At 44.8% G+C, this 15,150-nt stretch carries 12 protein-coding genes and 1 tRNA gene; 6 read left to right on the top strand and 7 right to left on the bottom strand.

What is annotated here, in order from left to right; genetic code table 11:
* Positions 1-5 precede the first annotated feature (5 nt).
* Together F0P94_RS18285 and F0P94_RS18280 are read left to right on the top strand one after the other, a co-directional pair.
* Positions 6-1,379 carry an efflux RND transporter periplasmic adaptor subunit gene (locus F0P94_RS18285; RefSeq protein ID WP_150905777.1) on the top strand — a complete coding sequence of 458 codons (1,374 nt, stop codon included), beginning with the start codon at positions 6-8 and terminating at the stop codon, positions 1,377-1,379.
* Between the two features lie 232 nt (positions 1,380-1,611).
* Entirely contained in the window at positions 1,612-2,601 is a 990-nt protein-coding gene (locus tag F0P94_RS18280; RefSeq protein ID WP_150905775.1) for an NAD(P)H-dependent glycerol-3-phosphate dehydrogenase, read from the top strand.
* 227 nt (positions 2,602-2,828) lie between these two features.
* Here the strand turns inward: F0P94_RS18280 and F0P94_RS18275 are convergent, their stop codons facing one another.
* From F0P94_RS18275 to pdxH, 3 genes are read right to left on the bottom strand one after another with little or no spacing between them, the layout of a single operon-like run.
* Entirely contained in the window at positions 2,829-3,413 is a 585-nt protein-coding gene (locus F0P94_RS18275) for a Maf family nucleotide pyrophosphatase (RefSeq protein ID WP_150905772.1), read from the bottom strand.
* Entirely contained in the window at positions 3,379-4,677 is a 1,299-nt protein-coding gene (locus F0P94_RS18270) for a DUF1015 domain-containing protein (protein WP_150905770.1), read from the bottom strand. The genes F0P94_RS18275 and F0P94_RS18270 overlap by 35 nt, the downstream gene beginning before the upstream one ends.
* A 26-nt stretch (positions 4,678-4,703) precedes the next feature.
* Positions 4,704-5,357 (bottom strand): pyridoxamine 5'-phosphate oxidase, encoded by a 654-nt coding sequence (gene pdxH, locus F0P94_RS18265; RefSeq protein WP_150905768.1) that lies wholly within the window; start codon positions 5,355-5,357, stop codon positions 4,704-4,706.
* A 1,255-nt stretch (positions 5,358-6,612) separates the two neighbouring features.
* On the opposite strand from pdxH, the gene F0P94_RS18260 reads away from it, so the two are divergent.
* The 4 genes from F0P94_RS18260 (at position 6,613) to F0P94_RS18245 (ending at position 10,540) form a co-directional block, all read left to right on the top strand.
* Positions 6,613-7,164 (top strand): YqgE/AlgH family protein, encoded by a 552-nt coding sequence (locus F0P94_RS18260; protein ID WP_150905766.1) that lies wholly within the window; start codon positions 6,613-6,615, stop codon positions 7,162-7,164.
* A gap of 52 nt (positions 7,165-7,216) precedes the next feature.
* Entirely contained in the window at positions 7,217-9,823 is a 2,607-nt protein-coding gene (locus F0P94_RS18255) for a DUF349 domain-containing protein (protein ID WP_225307283.1), read from the top strand.
* A gap of 126 nt (positions 9,824-9,949) precedes the next feature.
* A tRNA-Thr gene (locus F0P94_RS18250) sits at positions 9,950-10,022 on the top strand.
* A gap of 101 nt (positions 10,023-10,123) precedes the next feature.
* Positions 10,124-10,540, top strand: coding sequence for a very short patch repair endonuclease (locus tag F0P94_RS18245; protein WP_150905764.1), 417 nt, complete (start codon positions 10,124-10,126; stop codon positions 10,538-10,540).
* Here the strand turns inward: F0P94_RS18245 and F0P94_RS18240 are convergent, their stop codons facing one another.
* Genes F0P94_RS18240 through F0P94_RS18225 form a run of 4 tightly spaced genes read right to left on the bottom strand, consistent with a single transcriptional unit; the run spans position 10,541 to position 15,058 of the window.
* Entirely contained in the window at positions 10,541-11,164 is a 624-nt protein-coding gene (locus tag F0P94_RS18240) for a hypothetical protein (RefSeq protein WP_150905763.1), read from the bottom strand. It abuts the gene before it with no gap.
* 1 nt (position 11,165) lies between these two features.
* Entirely contained in the window at positions 11,166-11,771 is a 606-nt protein-coding gene (locus F0P94_RS18235; protein ID WP_150905761.1) for a DNA-binding transcriptional response regulator, read from the bottom strand.
* The gene (locus F0P94_RS18230; RefSeq protein ID WP_150905759.1) at positions 11,752-13,977 is read right to left on the bottom strand and encodes a sensor histidine kinase; all 2,226 of its coding nucleotides are present in this window, start codon (positions 13,975-13,977) and stop codon (positions 11,752-11,754) included. Before F0P94_RS18230 ends, F0P94_RS18235 begins: the two co-directional genes overlap by 20 nt.
* Positions 13,949-15,058 carry a DNA cytosine methyltransferase gene (locus F0P94_RS18225; RefSeq protein ID WP_150905758.1) on the bottom strand — a complete coding sequence of 370 codons (1,110 nt, stop codon included), beginning with the start codon at positions 15,056-15,058 and terminating at the stop codon, positions 13,949-13,951. The genes F0P94_RS18230 and F0P94_RS18225 overlap by 29 nt, the downstream gene beginning before the upstream one ends.
* Between the last annotated feature and the right edge of the window lie 92 nt (positions 15,059-15,150).

Raw genomic sequence — 15,150 nt, 5'->3', positions numbered from 1 at the left:
AAATTATGGCTGCAAAAAAATCGAACCGCCTGCTTTACATTATTTCCGCGGTTGTTGTTGTATTCCTCATCCTCGGGCTGGTAGCCAAGAAAAAAGGCTGGATCGGCAAACCCTCCGGCACCAGCGTTACCGCAGACAAAGCCAAGCGCGCCGACATTATTGAACGCGTGAGCGCCTCAGGAAAAGTGCAGCCGGAAGTGGAAGTAAAGATCAGCCCGGATGTTTCGGGTGAGATCACGGAACTGTTCGTGGAAGAAGGCGACTCGGTAGTGAAAGGCCAGTTGCTGTTGAAAATTAAGCCGGATAATTACCAGAGCATGGTAGATATGCGGGTTGCCGCCGTAAACCAGGCCAAAGCAAACCTGGCCCAGGCCCGCGCCCGGTTGGCCCAAAACATGGCCAATAATGTGCAGATCAAACAGACGCATACCCGAAACTTGGCCTTATATAAAGAGAAAGTAATTTCCCAGTCGGAGTTCGAAACCAGCAAAGCCAATTATGAAGTAAGCAAGCAGGAGATCGCCTCCGGCCGCGAGAACGTGCGGGCTGCCGAATTCGGCGTAGAAAGTGCGTTGGCCTCCTTAAAAGAAGCCCGCGAAAACCTGAACAAAACCACCATTTACGCACCCGTTAGCGGCACCATTTCCAAGCTAAGCGTTGAGCGCGGCGAAAGGGTAGTGGGTACCTCCCAAATGGCCGGAACCGAACTCTTGCGCATTGCCAATCTGAATACCATGGAAGTGCGCGTGAACGTAAATGAAAACGACATTGTACGGGTGAAAGTAGGCGATTCGGTTATTGTAGATGTAGATTCCTATTCGAATCAGGACCAGAAATTTAAAGGCGTGGTAACGCAAATTGCCAACACCGCCAACGATGCCAGAACCCTGGAAGCTGTAACCGAATTTGAAGTCCGCATCCGCCTGATTAATGAATCTTTCAAAAACCTGAAGCAAACCAAAGGCAGCACCCCGTTTCGTCCGGGCATGACCGCTTCGGTAGACATTATCACAAACCAGAAGAACAACATTTTAACCGTACCGCTTTCGGCCGTAACCACCCGCCCCGCCGATTTCCTGACCGGCAAAACCAGACTGGATGATCGTCCGAAAGATGCCGCCGAAGAAGATAAACGCCCGAAAGAAGAGTTGGTAGAGCTGGTTTTCCTGAACCAGAACGGTAAGGCAGTAGCCCAAAAAGTAAAAACCGGCATCAGCGATTTCGACAACATTGAAATTACCGAAGGCCTGAAAGAAGGCCAGGAAGTTATTTCCGGACCATTCCGCGCGGTATCGAAAAGCCTGAAAAACAACGAGACCATTGTAGTGAAAGACGCCTCGGCAATTGCCAAAGAAAGCCAGGGCGGCAAAGGTGAGTAAGGATTATTGAGCAAAGTCCCCCTTTGGAGGGGGCAGGGGGAGGATTTCACGTTTTTTGATTTTCAAAAATGATCAGATAAATCTCCTTTCCTCCCCCAACCCCCTCCAAAGGGGGACCTCAAAAAACTTGCGTAATGGCAGTTAAATAAAAAAACAGTATCTTTAAGCCCTTAAAAACCGGTCCTGATCTTTTTCGGGACCGGCCTTTTATTTTTTAACCCGTTTGCAAACCTTGGAAAAAATAGCCGTAATCGGCGGCGGCAGTTGGGCCACCGCACTCGTGAAGATCTTATCGGAAAACAAATCGGAAATTCATTGGTGGATGCGCCAGCAGGAAGACGTAAAACACCTGCTTAACTTCCGGCACAACCCGCGCTATTTAAGCAGTGTAAACTTCGACCTGACCTACGTAAAACCTTCCACCGATCTGGCCGCTGTCGTGAAGAATTCGGATTGGGTAATTCTGGCCGTGCCCGGCGCTTTTGTGCAGCAGGCAATCTCTGCTCTTCCCAAAGATGCTTTTAAAAATAAAGTAATGGTATCGGCCATTAAAGGCATGATCCCGACCGAACACAGCCTGGTAACGCACTACCTGGAAAAGCATTTCGACGTTCCGGCTTCGCACCAGTGCGTAATTGCCGGACCTTGCCACGCCGAAGAAGTTGCCCTGGAAAAACAGTCGTACCTCACCATCGGCTCGCACGACCTGCAGAGAGCCACCCGTTTCTGTGAGCTGCTCCGCAACCGCTACGTAAAAGCCAACCCCCTCGACGACATCGACGGTATTGAGTATTGCGCCGTCATGAAAAACATCATTGCGCTGGCTTGCGGCATTGCGCACGGTTTAGGCTACGGCGATAACTTCCAGGCAGTAATGGTTTCCAACTCCATGGACGAGATCGAGCGTTTCCTGAATGCTGCTATGCCGGTACACCGGAGCCTGGTAGGTTCGGCCTACTTAGGCGACCTGCTCGTAACAGCTTATTCCCAATTCAGCCGCAATCGCACCTTCGGCAACATGATCGGCCGCGGTTATTCGGTTAAATCCGCCCAATTCGAAATGAACATGGTTGCTGAAGGATATTACGCCGTAAACAGCATCCACGAACTGAATAAAACCCTGCAAGTGGAAATGCCAATTACCAATGCCGTGTATAATATTTTATACGAACGCATTGCCCCGGCCGTAGAAATGGAAATTTTAAAAGAGAAATTCAAATAATTTTGGATTTCACCGATTATACGTAGGGGCAGGCTTTATGCCTGCCCTTTTGACCCCACCCCAACGGCTAAAAACAAGGGAACGAGTTTTTTGTCTGAATTAGAAACGAAGTTCGACGTAGCCAATTAAAGAATTTACAGAATTATATTTTTCCTGTACGGACAGGGCTTGACCTGTCCCACGCATATTGAAGAAGCTACCGTACTCAAGTGTAAAAAAACAACCCACTAATAAGGCACCACACCCAAAGCCTTCAGCCTTTCATAAACCAAATGGATTGGCAAACCCATCACGTTAAAATATGACCCCTCGATCCGCTCGATCCCGATCATGCCGATAAACTCCTGCACGCCGTAGGCACCGGCTTTGTCCAACGGACGAAAATTTTCCAGGTAAAAATCGATCTCCTGTTCAGTTAAGGTTTTGAAGTAAACTTTGGAAACGTCGTGAAAAACTTCCTGGTGGTTTTTGGTGGCAATGCTAACGCCGGTTACCACTTCGTGCATGTTGCCGGAAAGCCGGAAAAGCATTTGCCGCGCTTCCTCCAGGTTTTCCGGTTTGTTCAATACCGAATCTTTGAGCCACACAATGGTATCGGCTGTAATTACGGCTTCGTCTTCAGCTAAATCCGACAGGTAAGCATCGGCTTTGTGCGCGGCCAGGAATTCAGCGATCTGTTCGCGCTGCAGGTCTTCCGGGAAATCTTCGGGCACTTCCTTTACTTTAATGGTAAACGGAATCTTCAGGCCGCCCAGAATTTCTTTCCGGCGGGGCGAATTAGAAGCAAGAATCAATTTTACTGGCAAACTCATTGGGGTCGATAGATGAGAATAAAAAGCCACAGATCACTTTCGGGTAAAAGAACGTCGATTTCTGGGGCATGATCGCGCCGCTGTAGCAAACCCGTTTTACCTGGTCCATGGAAACTTCGTTCGTGATAAAAGCCGCTTCCGCCGTGTGGCTGTCTACTTTGGTAATGCACTCGGTAAAATTGCGCACGTAGCTCAAGCCCGGATAATTCCGTTGTGCTTCCGATACGATTCCCAGCACACGTTCAAACACAAAATAATGCAGCACGGTCAGGTCCAATTCTTTCACTTCCGGGGTGGTTTCCCAATCGATCTGGTCGTGCACTTCCGGTTTCAGCCGAAGCTTGTATGCCTGCCCGTCTACATACAAACCAAAAGCCCATTTCTTTCCGGCAATCACCTCGTTCAGTTCATACGGATCTTCCTTCGGCGTTACCACAAAATACTGTTCCAGTTTTTGCAGGAAATCGGCTACCGTTATGGGTAATTTTTCCAGCAGACGGTGGGTCGGTAAAATGCGCAAATCATCGGCTTCCGAATTAGTCAGGTACATCAGGTGGTAATTGTAAGCTTCCTGGCCGGTATGGTTCGGGTTAGCCGCCATCATTTTCTTGCGGTATTCCAGCGATCCTTCGTAGCGGTGATGACCATCGGCCAGCAGTACCTGCTTGTCTTTTAAGACGCTGATAAACTGCTGAATAACCTTCGCATCCTGAATGATTGCCAGCGTGTCGCGGGCGCCCTGGTAATCTTCCGTTTCGTAAACCGGGTCGCGCATGGCCTCGTCCATCAGGTCTTCCAGCTGGAACCTCGGATCGCCGTATAAACCGTGCGTAGCCGAAGAATTAAGGAGCGTTTCCTCAAGCAGGGCGATGCGGTCGTTCACGGCGTCCGGAATGGTGTTTTCGTGGCGGAGCAGGATCTTTTCGTTCCAGTCGTAGGCTTTTATGTGGCACAGGAAACCTTTGCGGCAGTACTCTTTTTCTGAACCCGGTAACCGGAAATACTGGTAATACACGTAAATAGCCGGCAGCTCGTCCTGGTGCAGGATCTTTTCCTTTTTCCAGAAATCCAGGAGTTGGGCGGCATTGCGGGCCGGGGTTTCGCCGCGGGGCACGGATAAATGAATGCTGTTTATCGGGTTATGATACAAAGCCTCGCGCTGTTTTTTCGAAACCACGTCGAAAAGGGGCGAGGTAAGGGTCCCGATCTCGGGGGTGTATTTCTTATGATAGCGCCAGGCGCGGAAAGGCTTAATTTCGGCCATGTTCGGATTATAAATTTTTATATAAATCAGGGAGCCAGGCGCTTGATCTGCCAGTTACCGGTTTCCTGTTTGTCGTACACAATGCGATCGTGGAGGCGGTTAGGACGGCCTTGCCAGAACTCCACGTAATCCGGTTCCAGCTGAAAACCGCCCCAATGCGCCGGACGCGGAATATGCGGTTTGCCTTCAAACTGACTAGCGAATTGTTTCTCGGCCTGTTCCAGGGCTTCCCGGTTTTCTACGGTCCGGCTTTGCGGCGAAGCCCAGGCGCCCACCTGGCTGCCCACCGGACGACTGTTGAAATAAGTATCGGAAACAATTTCTGGTACCTTGCTTATTTTGCCTTCCAGCCGAACCTGCCGTTCCAGGGCGGGCCAGAAAAAAGTAATGGCGCCAAACGGGTTTTCCAGCAGCTGATTCCCTTTCCGGCTTTCGTAGTTCGTATAAAAAAGAAAGCAGCCGTTCTCGATCCCTTTCAGCAGTACGACCCGCGCCGAAGGCCGGCCTTGCGGAGTAGCCGTAGACAAGACCATCGCCGTGGCTTCTTCCACGTTGGCCTGCAAGGCTTCGTTCAGCCAGAGTTCGAACTGCATCACCGGGTCCGGCAATACCGAACTTTTGGAAAGCTCTTTCAAAGAATAGTTCTTCCGGATATCGGCTAAGGAAGGCGGTTGGTTCATAGGTTTGGGGTATGACTGGTCAAAATTATAAAAAATAGTTTTAAGGGCTTCATTAAATCTCCGATTTACCTTTATTATGAAGTTGTTGTTGAATGATAATAGGGGTTCTAATTGGCTTTTGTCCTTAACTCATAACTTTAAACTCATAACTAACCTTCCCCCTCAAGCCGGGTGGCTTCGTTTTTGCGTTCGCGTCTTCTATGCTTGTTAGCCCTGAGGGGCTTGCCTTCGGCACCACAACCATAGGAGGCCGCGCACGCAAAAACTGGTATCAGCATTCCTCCGATTTGGCTTTTCTCTTCAGGTTTAAAATCAAATAATGTAGGCTCGCGCGACGCTGCGCTGGCGATACGCGTGAAAAAAGAAATCCTGAAAATTCTGTTAATCCTGAAAATCCTGATTCAGACAAAAAAGCTCCCTTCCTTGTACAGGCTACGATTAGGACAAAAATTATTATTGCGTCATCTCGAAGCCAAGTGAGATCTCATCAAGTTAGTAGTACCTTTTATTCTGGCTTTTCTACCTTATTCCGGAGATCTCTCCTCGCGTCGAGATGACGGGAAAGACTAAATTTTTGCAATTTATTACCCTTTCTAACCCTGAAAACCCCTGTTTTGATTTTGTGTCAGAATCATGATTTTCAGGATTAAAGGATTTTCAGGACAATTGTCTGAATCAGAATTTTCAGGATTTTAGAATTAGCAGAATTCTCCTTGATTTATCCTTTCACGCATATCGCCAGCGCAGCGCCCCCGAAAACCACGTTAGCGGATAAAAACTAAACTAAAAAGAAAGCCGACTACGAAGGCAAACTGACACCAGTTTCTGTGAGAGCGGCCTCCAAGCTTACTGGTGCCGAGGCACGAGGCAGCCCGGTAGGGCAGGTAAGGTTGCAGCCGCGAACGCAGAAACGAAGCCACCCGGCTTGAGGGGGAAAGCTAACTAAAAGCTGCAAAGCCATTGATTCACCAGAAAACAACAATCATAGCAGAATTAAACTAAAAGCCATGAGTTAAGGACAAAAGCAAATTAGAATCCCACAAATAAAAATCAAACCAAAGAATCAATCTAAAATAAACCTCCAAACCACTTCCTTGTTTTAAATAAAACCCTTCCGCATAACCGTAAAAACAATATTTTTCCGGTTATTTGGTTATTAATTAAACAAATTTGCCACAAAACCCCCGATTCTCCGTACTGTGGGTTGGCAAAACCGGAAACGGTAACCTTTAAAGCATAAAAGTAAAACTCACCAATGGCAGAAGTGAAAGCCGGAAGCATTTTAATATCTGAACCTTACCTGGGCGACCCGAATTTTGAACGGACGGTAGTGCTTATCTGCCGCCACGATGCCGAAGGTACGTTCGGGCTGGTGCTCAACCGCCGGTCTAACTTAAAACTCTCCGACGTGCTCGACTATTTCGAGCATGGCTTTGAAATGGAGCTGGGCATCGGCGGACCTTTACAGCATAATACCCTGCATTACATTCATAACCGCCCCGATTTTCCGCTGGCCATTCCGCTGGCCGATTCGCTTTTCTGGGGCGGCGATTACGAATACATCCGGCAGAAACTCGAAGAAGGCGACATTCTTCCGGAAGATATTCGCTTTTTTCTCGGGTACTCCGGCTGGACGCCCGGGCAGCTCGAAGAAGAAGTCGATAAAAATGTTTGGATCGTAAACAACAATGCCGCGAAAAAATTATTTACTTTGGATACCGATACGCTTTGGCGCCAGATCCTGAAGGAAATGGGAGGGAAGTACAAGATCCTTTCCAATTACCCCATAGACCCCAGTCTGAACTAGCAGCCGGACGTATATTATTTTGCAACTTCTACACCCTCTAACTATAAGAGCAATGACCCCAGAGAACGAAAAACCGGTTAACGGAAACAACTTACCTGAAAATTCTGCCAATAGTAATAACGCTGATCAAGCTCCGCGAGAAGATGCCATGAGCATTCTGGAAAGAAGGCTCGCTGAAATAAATGCCCGCAAAGGCGGCGCTACTCCGCCACCGGCAGAACCCATTGCTCCAACGGCTTTTGCCGAAGCGCTGCCGCCGCAAACCGGTTCCGTAACCACCCCGCCTAGGGCCGAAACTTCCAATGAATTATCCCCGAGCGAACCAGCTGCCAGCAAACCAGCCTCCGGCGAGCCGACTGAAATAAGAGTAGAAAAAACTGCGAACGAAGCAGCCGTTCCTCTGCCGGAAAACCTGGTAAAGCCTACCGATCCGGAAACTACCGTGGAACCGTCCGAAACCCCGGGTGGCGTATTGAGCGGCGCTGTGGCTGCCCGCGAAGTGATCCCGCCGGTAGAAGCCGGCGCTACCTTCACCCAACCAGTAAATCCTGAAACAACTTCTACGCCTGATCAAAGCACTGTTTCCGGCGAAAACGCTACCGTTTCTGCTTCCGAAACCGGAACGGCTAACCCGGAAATTCCGGCCGACCGCGAAGCCATTTCTACCTTCAGCACGGCCAATGCCGGCTCCGGTACGGTTACCGAAGCCGAGCGCGATGCCGCCCTGGGCGATGAAAATTCGGTGGGCAACGTGATCTCCGGCGCCATTGCCATGCACGAAGTGATCCCGGAAATTATGCCGGGCCAGCGTGCCGACGAAGAACTGGTTTCCCCGGCTGCGTCCACGCAAACCGCCGGAGTAACAGGTACTCCGAATGCCGGTACGCCGGTTGCCGGAACCGAGAAATTTGAAGTGCCTTCCGAAGAAGAAACGTTTATCGATACGGACTACGCCGCCATGTCGGCGCCGGAACTGGAGCGGCAGTTAATGGCCCTGCTCAAAAAACCGGATAACCGCAAGAATTACCGCCAGGTAAATGCCATGTACCGGGAATACGAACTGAAAGTGGCCGCTGAGAAAAACGATGCCCTGGAGCGCTTTGTAGCCGAAGGCGGCACCGCCGACGATTTCGAGTACCGCTTGTCGCCGGAAAGGCAGCAGCTTGAGAAAGCTATGCAGCAATTCCGCGAAGGCCGGATGCGCGACCAGCGAAGCGAAGAAGAACAGAAGATCAAGAACCTTCAGCGCAAACAGGAACTCATTGCCGAATTGCGCGAGGTGGTGGAAGCGGCTGAAACCAAAACCAGCGCCGATAAAATGAAAGCGATCCAGGAAGAATGGAAAGCCATTGGGCCGGTGCCGCAGAACGAAAGCCAGCAGCTCTGGAACAGCTACCACGCCCTGCTCGATATTTTCTACAACAACCGGAGCATTTATTTCGAGCTGAAAGAACTGGACCGCAAACGGAACCTCGATGCGAAACTGCAGCTGGTAACCCGCGCCGAAGCCCTTTCCGAAAACCCGTCCATTAACGCTTCGTTACAGGAGCTTCGCCATTTGCACGAAGAATGGAAGAACATCGGGCCGGTACCGAACGACCAGCGCGACGCCATCTGGAACCGCTTTATTCAGGCTTCGGAAAAAGTGCACGAGCGCAAAAAGGAATTCCTGGCCGGCCGCCGCGAACAGGAAACCGCCAACCTGGAAAAGAAAACCGAAGTGCTCAACCGCCTCGAAGCTTTCCAGAACTACAATACCGACCGCATTAACGACTGGCGCGACAAAACCGACGAGATCCAGAAGATCAAGGAAGAATGGGATGCCATCGGGTTGGTGCCGAAGGAAAATGCCGACGCCATTAACAAGCGTTTCTGGGGAATTTACAAGGCGTTCTTCCACAACAAAAACCAGTTCTTTAAAGCCCTGGACGAGCAGAAAATGCAGAACCTGCGCTTAAAGACCGAACTCTGCGAGCAGGCCGAAGCCGTAAAGAACAGCACCGACTGGGATGCCACCAAAGAGCAGCTGATCCAGCTGCAGAAAAAATGGAAAACTATAGGCCGCGTGCCGGACAAATATTCCGATAAGATCTGGGAACGCTTCCGGGCCGCCTGCAACGAGTTCTTCGACCGCCGCCAGGCCGAGGCCCAGAACAAGGAAGCCGAACTGGACAAGCTTTCCTCCGAGAAGATCAATTACCTGGATGAACTGACCGAACGCCTGGCGCCGCACATGCACCCGCAAGCCGGCAACCTCGAAACCCTGCACGAAATGGTAGCCAGATGGCGCGGCTTCGATACCACCACTACGCGCGTAAATGCCCGGGCCGAAGAGAAGTTCTACAGCCTGATGGAGCGCTACCTCGACACCATTCCGGAGCTTACGAACGAGCAGAAGAACGACGTGCTGTTCAAGCTGCAGCTGAACCGCTTAAAAGGCGGGCCGGATGCCTCTACCAAACTGCACCAGAAGGAGCAGAGCATCCGCAAGGAGATCGGCCAGCTCGAAAACGACATCCGGACGCTGAAGACCAACATCGAGTTTTTTGCCCGCTCCAAGAACGCCGAAAAGCTGCGCGAAGAGTACCAGGCCCGCACCGACGAAGCCCACCACCGCATAGAAATGCTGCACAAGCAACTGCGCGAACTGCGGAGCTAAAAATTTTGGGTTTGATTTTCAAAACCTTAGGTAAAACCTGAAAAAAAGTAGCGGCAAAAACTTGCACAAGAAGTTAAAGCCGCTACTTTTGTATCATCAATCGGGCAGCAGGCCTGAAAGAGAAAAGCCTCCATAGCTCAGCTGGTAGAGCAACTGACTTGTAATCAGTAGGTCGTTGGTTCGATTCCGACTGGGGGCTCAAAAGTAAAAAGCACTTCTGAAGATAATTCGGAAGTGCTTTTTTGTTTTAGAAAACTATTGTTGTATTTCTTATGTATTATTAAGCTAATAATAAATTTAATGGCTGATAAGCATACTCCTGCTCAGAGAAGCTATAATATGAGTAGGATAAGAAGTAAAGATACTAAGCCTGAAATGATCGTAAGGAAGTTCCTCCATACTCATGGCTTTCGGTACAGGTTACACGTTAAAAATTTGCCTGGTAGACCTGATATTGTTTTAAAAAAACATAGAACAGTAATCTTTGTACATGGTTGCTTTTGGCACTGCCATGAAGGATGCCGTTATTTTGTGATGCCAAAGTCGAAACAAGAATACTGGAGGCCTAAAATCGAAAGGAATTTACAAAGAGATATTTATGCCATTTGGCAACTCCAAGAGCTAAAATGGAAAGTTATAATAATTTGGGAATGTGAGTTAAAACAAAATAACTATGAATCTACATTGAGTAGATTAATTGATAAAATAAATAATTAACTAAAAAAGATTTGATAATACAAAATTTGAATCGCCATTAAGAACAAGTGCATCTCGGTTATCCAATAATATTCCAGAAATTAAATCGAAGAAGCCCCCCTCAAATTTTTTTGATTGCTCGTAGTAATTATCCTCCATCTTTCTTTTAGCAACTCCTGCTGAATCACCTTGAAGCATCATTTCAAATCCATAATTTGCACATTGGATGAAAACTTCCTCATGAGTGGACCAATGATGTACCACTTTATTATAGCCTAAGAATGAAATACAACCATTGTCAATGAGAGTAGGCCCTAAGTGGTTTCCTGAAAGACACGAGAAAGTATAAAAGAAGCTTTGATTAAAATGAGTTAAATTTAAAGATGAAGTTAAATAGGCACCTCCTTCACAATCTAAGCAATTTTCTTTACCATGAGAGAAAGCAAAAAATATGAATTTCTCCTGTGAAAGTCTTGTTAATATTGCTTCAATATAATATTGATTTAAAAGGTTCTTGCTTACATTGGTTATTTTAAATTGATTATTTTGCGATAATAGCAATTGGGTTATGCTCCTTGCACAGCCTAAATAGTAAGACCCCGCCTTCTGATCATCCTCATCACAAGCTATAATAACCTCAAGCATATTACTTCTCCTTGCGCATTAACCTATCTATTGTAAGTTTTATCAAGATCTTTTCAAAATATCTTCCTGTCTCTGTTTGCATCCTGATTTCCGAAAGTATTTGGTCTAAAGATAATTTTTCACCTGAAGAAGATACTAGAAAAGAATTATACCTATCTGAACCGCTGTGATGGCTAATCCATTCTTCTAATGCACCATCGACACTATTTGAAAGTTTTTCATCAGCCTCTTTAATTTTTTCTCTGAGGAGGTCATAGTTGGCTTTTGCAACAACTGCAAAAGTCCCTTGGTTGATGAATTCAGGATATTCTTTTACATCATCATCATAGGCTGTCCAAAGGATTACTGGTAACAGTTGAGTTTTATCCCTAATCATATCAAGGACATATTTTCCTGTATGAATATCTTTAGCAAATGAATAATCTAAAACTGCAATAAATCTTTCATCCAAATTATTATATATAAACTCAACAGCACTGTCTGGAGTGTTTAAAACTAAAACATCTTCATAGTCAAATTTTAGATCTTTCACCCGATAGTCCTCTGGTGTAACCGAATCATCTATAATTAAGATTTTGCTTGAGGATTTATTCATTTTTAATCCCATATTTATTGAAAGGTAATTCAATTTTAAAAGTAGCTCCTGTTGGTTTAAACTCATTTTCTATTACCTCGACAGAGCCCTTCATAGATTCAATTCTGGTTTTTACAACATACAGACCAATTCCAGCTCCTCCTTGTTCAGCAGTACTTGTATGATAAATATTGAATATTCTATTTTTATCTTCTTCTTTTATACCATAGCCATTATCTGAAAAATATATAATAAACTGGTTCTCTTCAACTAAACCGGTGCATTTAATTATTTTCTCCCCATCATTATTCTTCACCGCTTTTACAGAATTGGATATCAAGTTTTCAATAATGTCCTCAACAAACTTTTCATTATGTGTAATAAGCAAGGAAGAATTAATTTCTACAATTGATTTTATATTCTCCTTTTCAAAAATATGTTTATGCATGTCAAAGGCTTTTTCAATTAGAACTTTCATGTCAAATTCTTTAAAGTCCGTATTAGATTTTGCATAGCTTAATAAAAAGGAAACAACACTGTCTAAACTTTGCATTTCATCATATACTTGCTTTGCGGCACCCCTAAACTCTTCATTTAAATCTGTTTCCGGAAGTCTTCTGTAAAGATAACTAGCTATACCTGCTATCTTCCCTAATGAAGTTCTGACTACGTGTGCAATTTCAAGCGCATAATCCTGGAGAGACATCAAACTCAAGAAAAGGTTTTCTTGCCGGGTTAGCTTTTTATCAATATCAATATACTGTTTGATCCCTCTTTCAACATAAGCTTTAATTTGTATTGATTGTTGCTCAAGAGCATCAAATTGACCATGAAGATCGCTTGGAGAAGTATTCCTTAAATCCCTTACTATAGAAGTAAATACTTTTAATTTATCCCTGGCATCTTTTAAATTTGATTCTGTTTGTCGTTTTTCTCTGTCTTTTTCCCCTTTGAGGTATTTTTCAAGCTCATCTAATTGCTCAATAATAAATGATTTAAGCTCTCTATATTCTTCATTATCAACAAAGTCTTGTCTATTCGTCGAATCAATTATTGATGGATTATTTGTTTCTGATATCTCTATAAATCCTAGTAAGTCGCTTGAGCTAACCTTATCGAAAAAACCAGAATATCTTCTTTTATCGATTCCTAGTATATCTCTCTTTTTGATATCCTGAGCTTCATATTCTGCAAAAGGAGTAGTTATTACTCCATCGCGATAAATTTTCAAGCCATCAATATTACCCCCTTGATATTCTTTTTTGTATATATCTTTCGCCTTTTTGTCGAAATAATATAGCTTTAAATATACTGGCCCCATTTTTTTATAAGGGGTTGTAATTAATTTTAATTCTCCTTTCTCATATTTCAGGCTTTCTTGAAGCTTGTTTTCTGAATCGAACTTTACCGTAATTTCCTCTGTGGCATGGTTTATAGCTTTACTAAGAACTTCTAAATCTTTAAAATTTTCATATTCATTTGATTTTATTCTTATGCTAAAGGGGTGGTTGAGTTTATTTATAGGAGAAACTAATTTTGCTAATTCCTTATAAGCTCTTTCAATATCAAGTTCAGTCCAGGGATCTCTAATTGATGTAATTTCAATGGTCGTTCCATGAGAATCATCATTTCTTTTTTCAACCCAATATCGGTTTTCAATGTCAGTAAAAAATTTCCGATTTGCAGATAACTCCTCATTACTTGGGTCAAATAAATCAAGTTGCTTAGAAAGCTTCTCGTATTCTTTCCAGTCTGTTTCTAAAGTAGTTATCTGTGGAGAATCAGCTCTTTTTGTTGTTAATGTCATAGTAGAGCCAAGCTTGTCTACAGCAAATCTGCCAACGCCTTTTTGACCTACTACTTTCCTAAAATATGGAGCTGGCGATAGGCGAGAGCTTCTCTTGCTGTTGGTTCCTATTACCATCCATTTATTTTTAATATCAGTGTAAGACATTCCAAGTCCATCGTCTCTAATAATTATTTTACTATTTAAAGAAACTTTATTGACATTGTAAAACTCAACAGACACATTATCTGCATTAGCATCATAGCTGTTTTTTACCAGCTCAAAAAGCGCAGTTATCCTATCTGTAATTAATTCACGGCCAAGAAGGCGGAATGTGCTTACATCAAATCTGAATTTTAATCCCTGTCCTTCAGAGGAAATAGAACTATTCGCTTCCTGTGAGTTTTTTTTCCTTCCCCTGTTGTCAGCTGATATTATTTTGCCAAATGCCATTAGACGCAGATATTATTTGTTCAAAAATTGCTTTTGCTAGCAGGGGAGGCACTGCATTACCTATTTGCTGCTGGATGTGCTGGAGTGTTCCTTTAAATTCAAAGCTGTCTGGAAAACTTTGCAGACGAGCAGCCTCCCTTACTGAAAGACCGCGATCTTGGAATGGGTGAATCAGCATGTTCTTCCTGTAATTAGAAATTACTACAGCGGGCTGATCAGGGTCTAAACGCTTATAAATTCCGCTGTGGCAATTTGCTGTATTTTCATAATTCTCCATTAGGTGAGAGGGTATGGCTTTCCAGTTTTGGCCAGGGCCGATATACGAGTATCGCTCAATTACATAGTCCTGATTCCGGGAAACTAAGTTTTGAGTGCACTTTTTAGACTTCCCTCGCATCAATTTTACGTATTCAGGCAATTCAACTTCAAGATCTTTGTAGGGTTTTTCCTGAACCTGATCACCATTGCAAAGTTCAGGCAAATCCGCAAACGCTTCACCTACGGTAATATGTTTGCTTGCAGGTGCAGGAAAATCAAAATCTATCCCTTTGTTATTTCCGATTAAGAAAAAACGGTTTCTTTTTTGAGGTACTCCATAGTCGGCAGCACAGAGTACTGCCTGCTTCAGGTTATGATAGCCTAAATCCTTGAATTCTTGATAAAGGCTCTTAATAAAAAGACCTTTATTATATTTAGTAATTCCCTCTACGTTTTCAAAAACGATCCAATCTGGTTGCAGTTCCTCTGCAAATCGGCGAAATTCTTTATAGAGCTGATTGTTTTTATTTTTATCATTCCTGGTTTGAGTATTAGCCATTGAAAATCCTTGGCAGGGTGGGCCGCCAAAAAGCACGAACGGTTTAAAGTCGATGTGCTCTTTCGGATTAACTTCAGTTATATCTTTTTGAATTACTTTTACTTCAGGATGATTTGCTTCATAAGAATCAGCTGCTGATTTATCATATTCAACAGCTAAGGCAATTTCTATACCTGCCATAGTAGCACCTATGCTCATGCCCCCGGCGCCGCTGAAAATATCAACTGCTTTATAAACTTTTTTTTCTTGACTTGTCACAGTCATTGTATCGATGGTTTAAGCTTTAAACGGAACTTTGTGGATTACCGCAGCTTAAAGATGCATTAATTTTTTGAATAATAGTTTTAATTAATATT

This window comes from Adhaeribacter soli (assembly GCF_008727925.1).
Classification (GTDB): domain Bacteria; phylum Bacteroidota; class Bacteroidia; order Cytophagales; family Hymenobacteraceae; genus Adhaeribacter_A; species Adhaeribacter_A soli.
The sequence above is the reverse complement of the archived record's forward strand: the minus strand, read 5'-3'. Positions and strand labels throughout refer to the sequence as shown.

Coding starts and splice junctions, on each gene's coding strand:
- F0P94_RS18285 (WP_150905777.1), top strand. CDS start 6: ATGGCTGCAAAAAAATCGAACCGCCTGCTTTACATTATTTCCGCGGTT.
- F0P94_RS18260 (WP_150905766.1), top strand. CDS start 6,613: ATGGCAGAAGTGAAAGCCGGAAGCATTTTAATATCTGAACCTTACCTG.
- F0P94_RS18240 (WP_150905763.1), bottom strand. CDS start 11,164: ATGCTTGAGGTTATTATAGCTTGTGATGAGGATGATCAGAAGGCGGGG.
- F0P94_RS18230 (WP_150905759.1), bottom strand. CDS start 13,977: ATGGCATTTGGCAAAATAATATCAGCTGACAACAGGGGAAGGAAAAAA.
- F0P94_RS18275 (WP_150905772.1), bottom strand. CDS start 3,413: ATGAGTTTGCCAGTAAAATTGATTCTTGCTTCTAATTCGCCCCGCCGG.
- pdxH (WP_150905768.1), bottom strand. CDS start 5,357: ATGAACCAACCGCCTTCCTTAGCCGATATCCGGAAGAACTATTCTTTG.
- F0P94_RS18235 (WP_150905761.1), bottom strand. CDS start 11,771: ATGGGATTAAAAATGAATAAATCCTCAAGCAAAATCTTAATTATAGAT.
- F0P94_RS18225 (WP_150905758.1), bottom strand. CDS start 15,058: ATGACTGTGACAAGTCAAGAAAAAAAAGTTTATAAAGCAGTTGATATT.
- F0P94_RS18255 (WP_225307283.1), top strand. CDS start 7,217: ATGACCCCAGAGAACGAAAAACCGGTTAACGGAAACAACTTACCTGAA.
- F0P94_RS18270 (WP_150905770.1), bottom strand. CDS start 4,677: ATGGCCGAAATTAAGCCTTTCCGCGCCTGGCGCTATCATAAGAAATAC.
- F0P94_RS18245 (WP_150905764.1), top strand. CDS start 10,124: ATGGCTGATAAGCATACTCCTGCTCAGAGAAGCTATAATATGAGTAGG.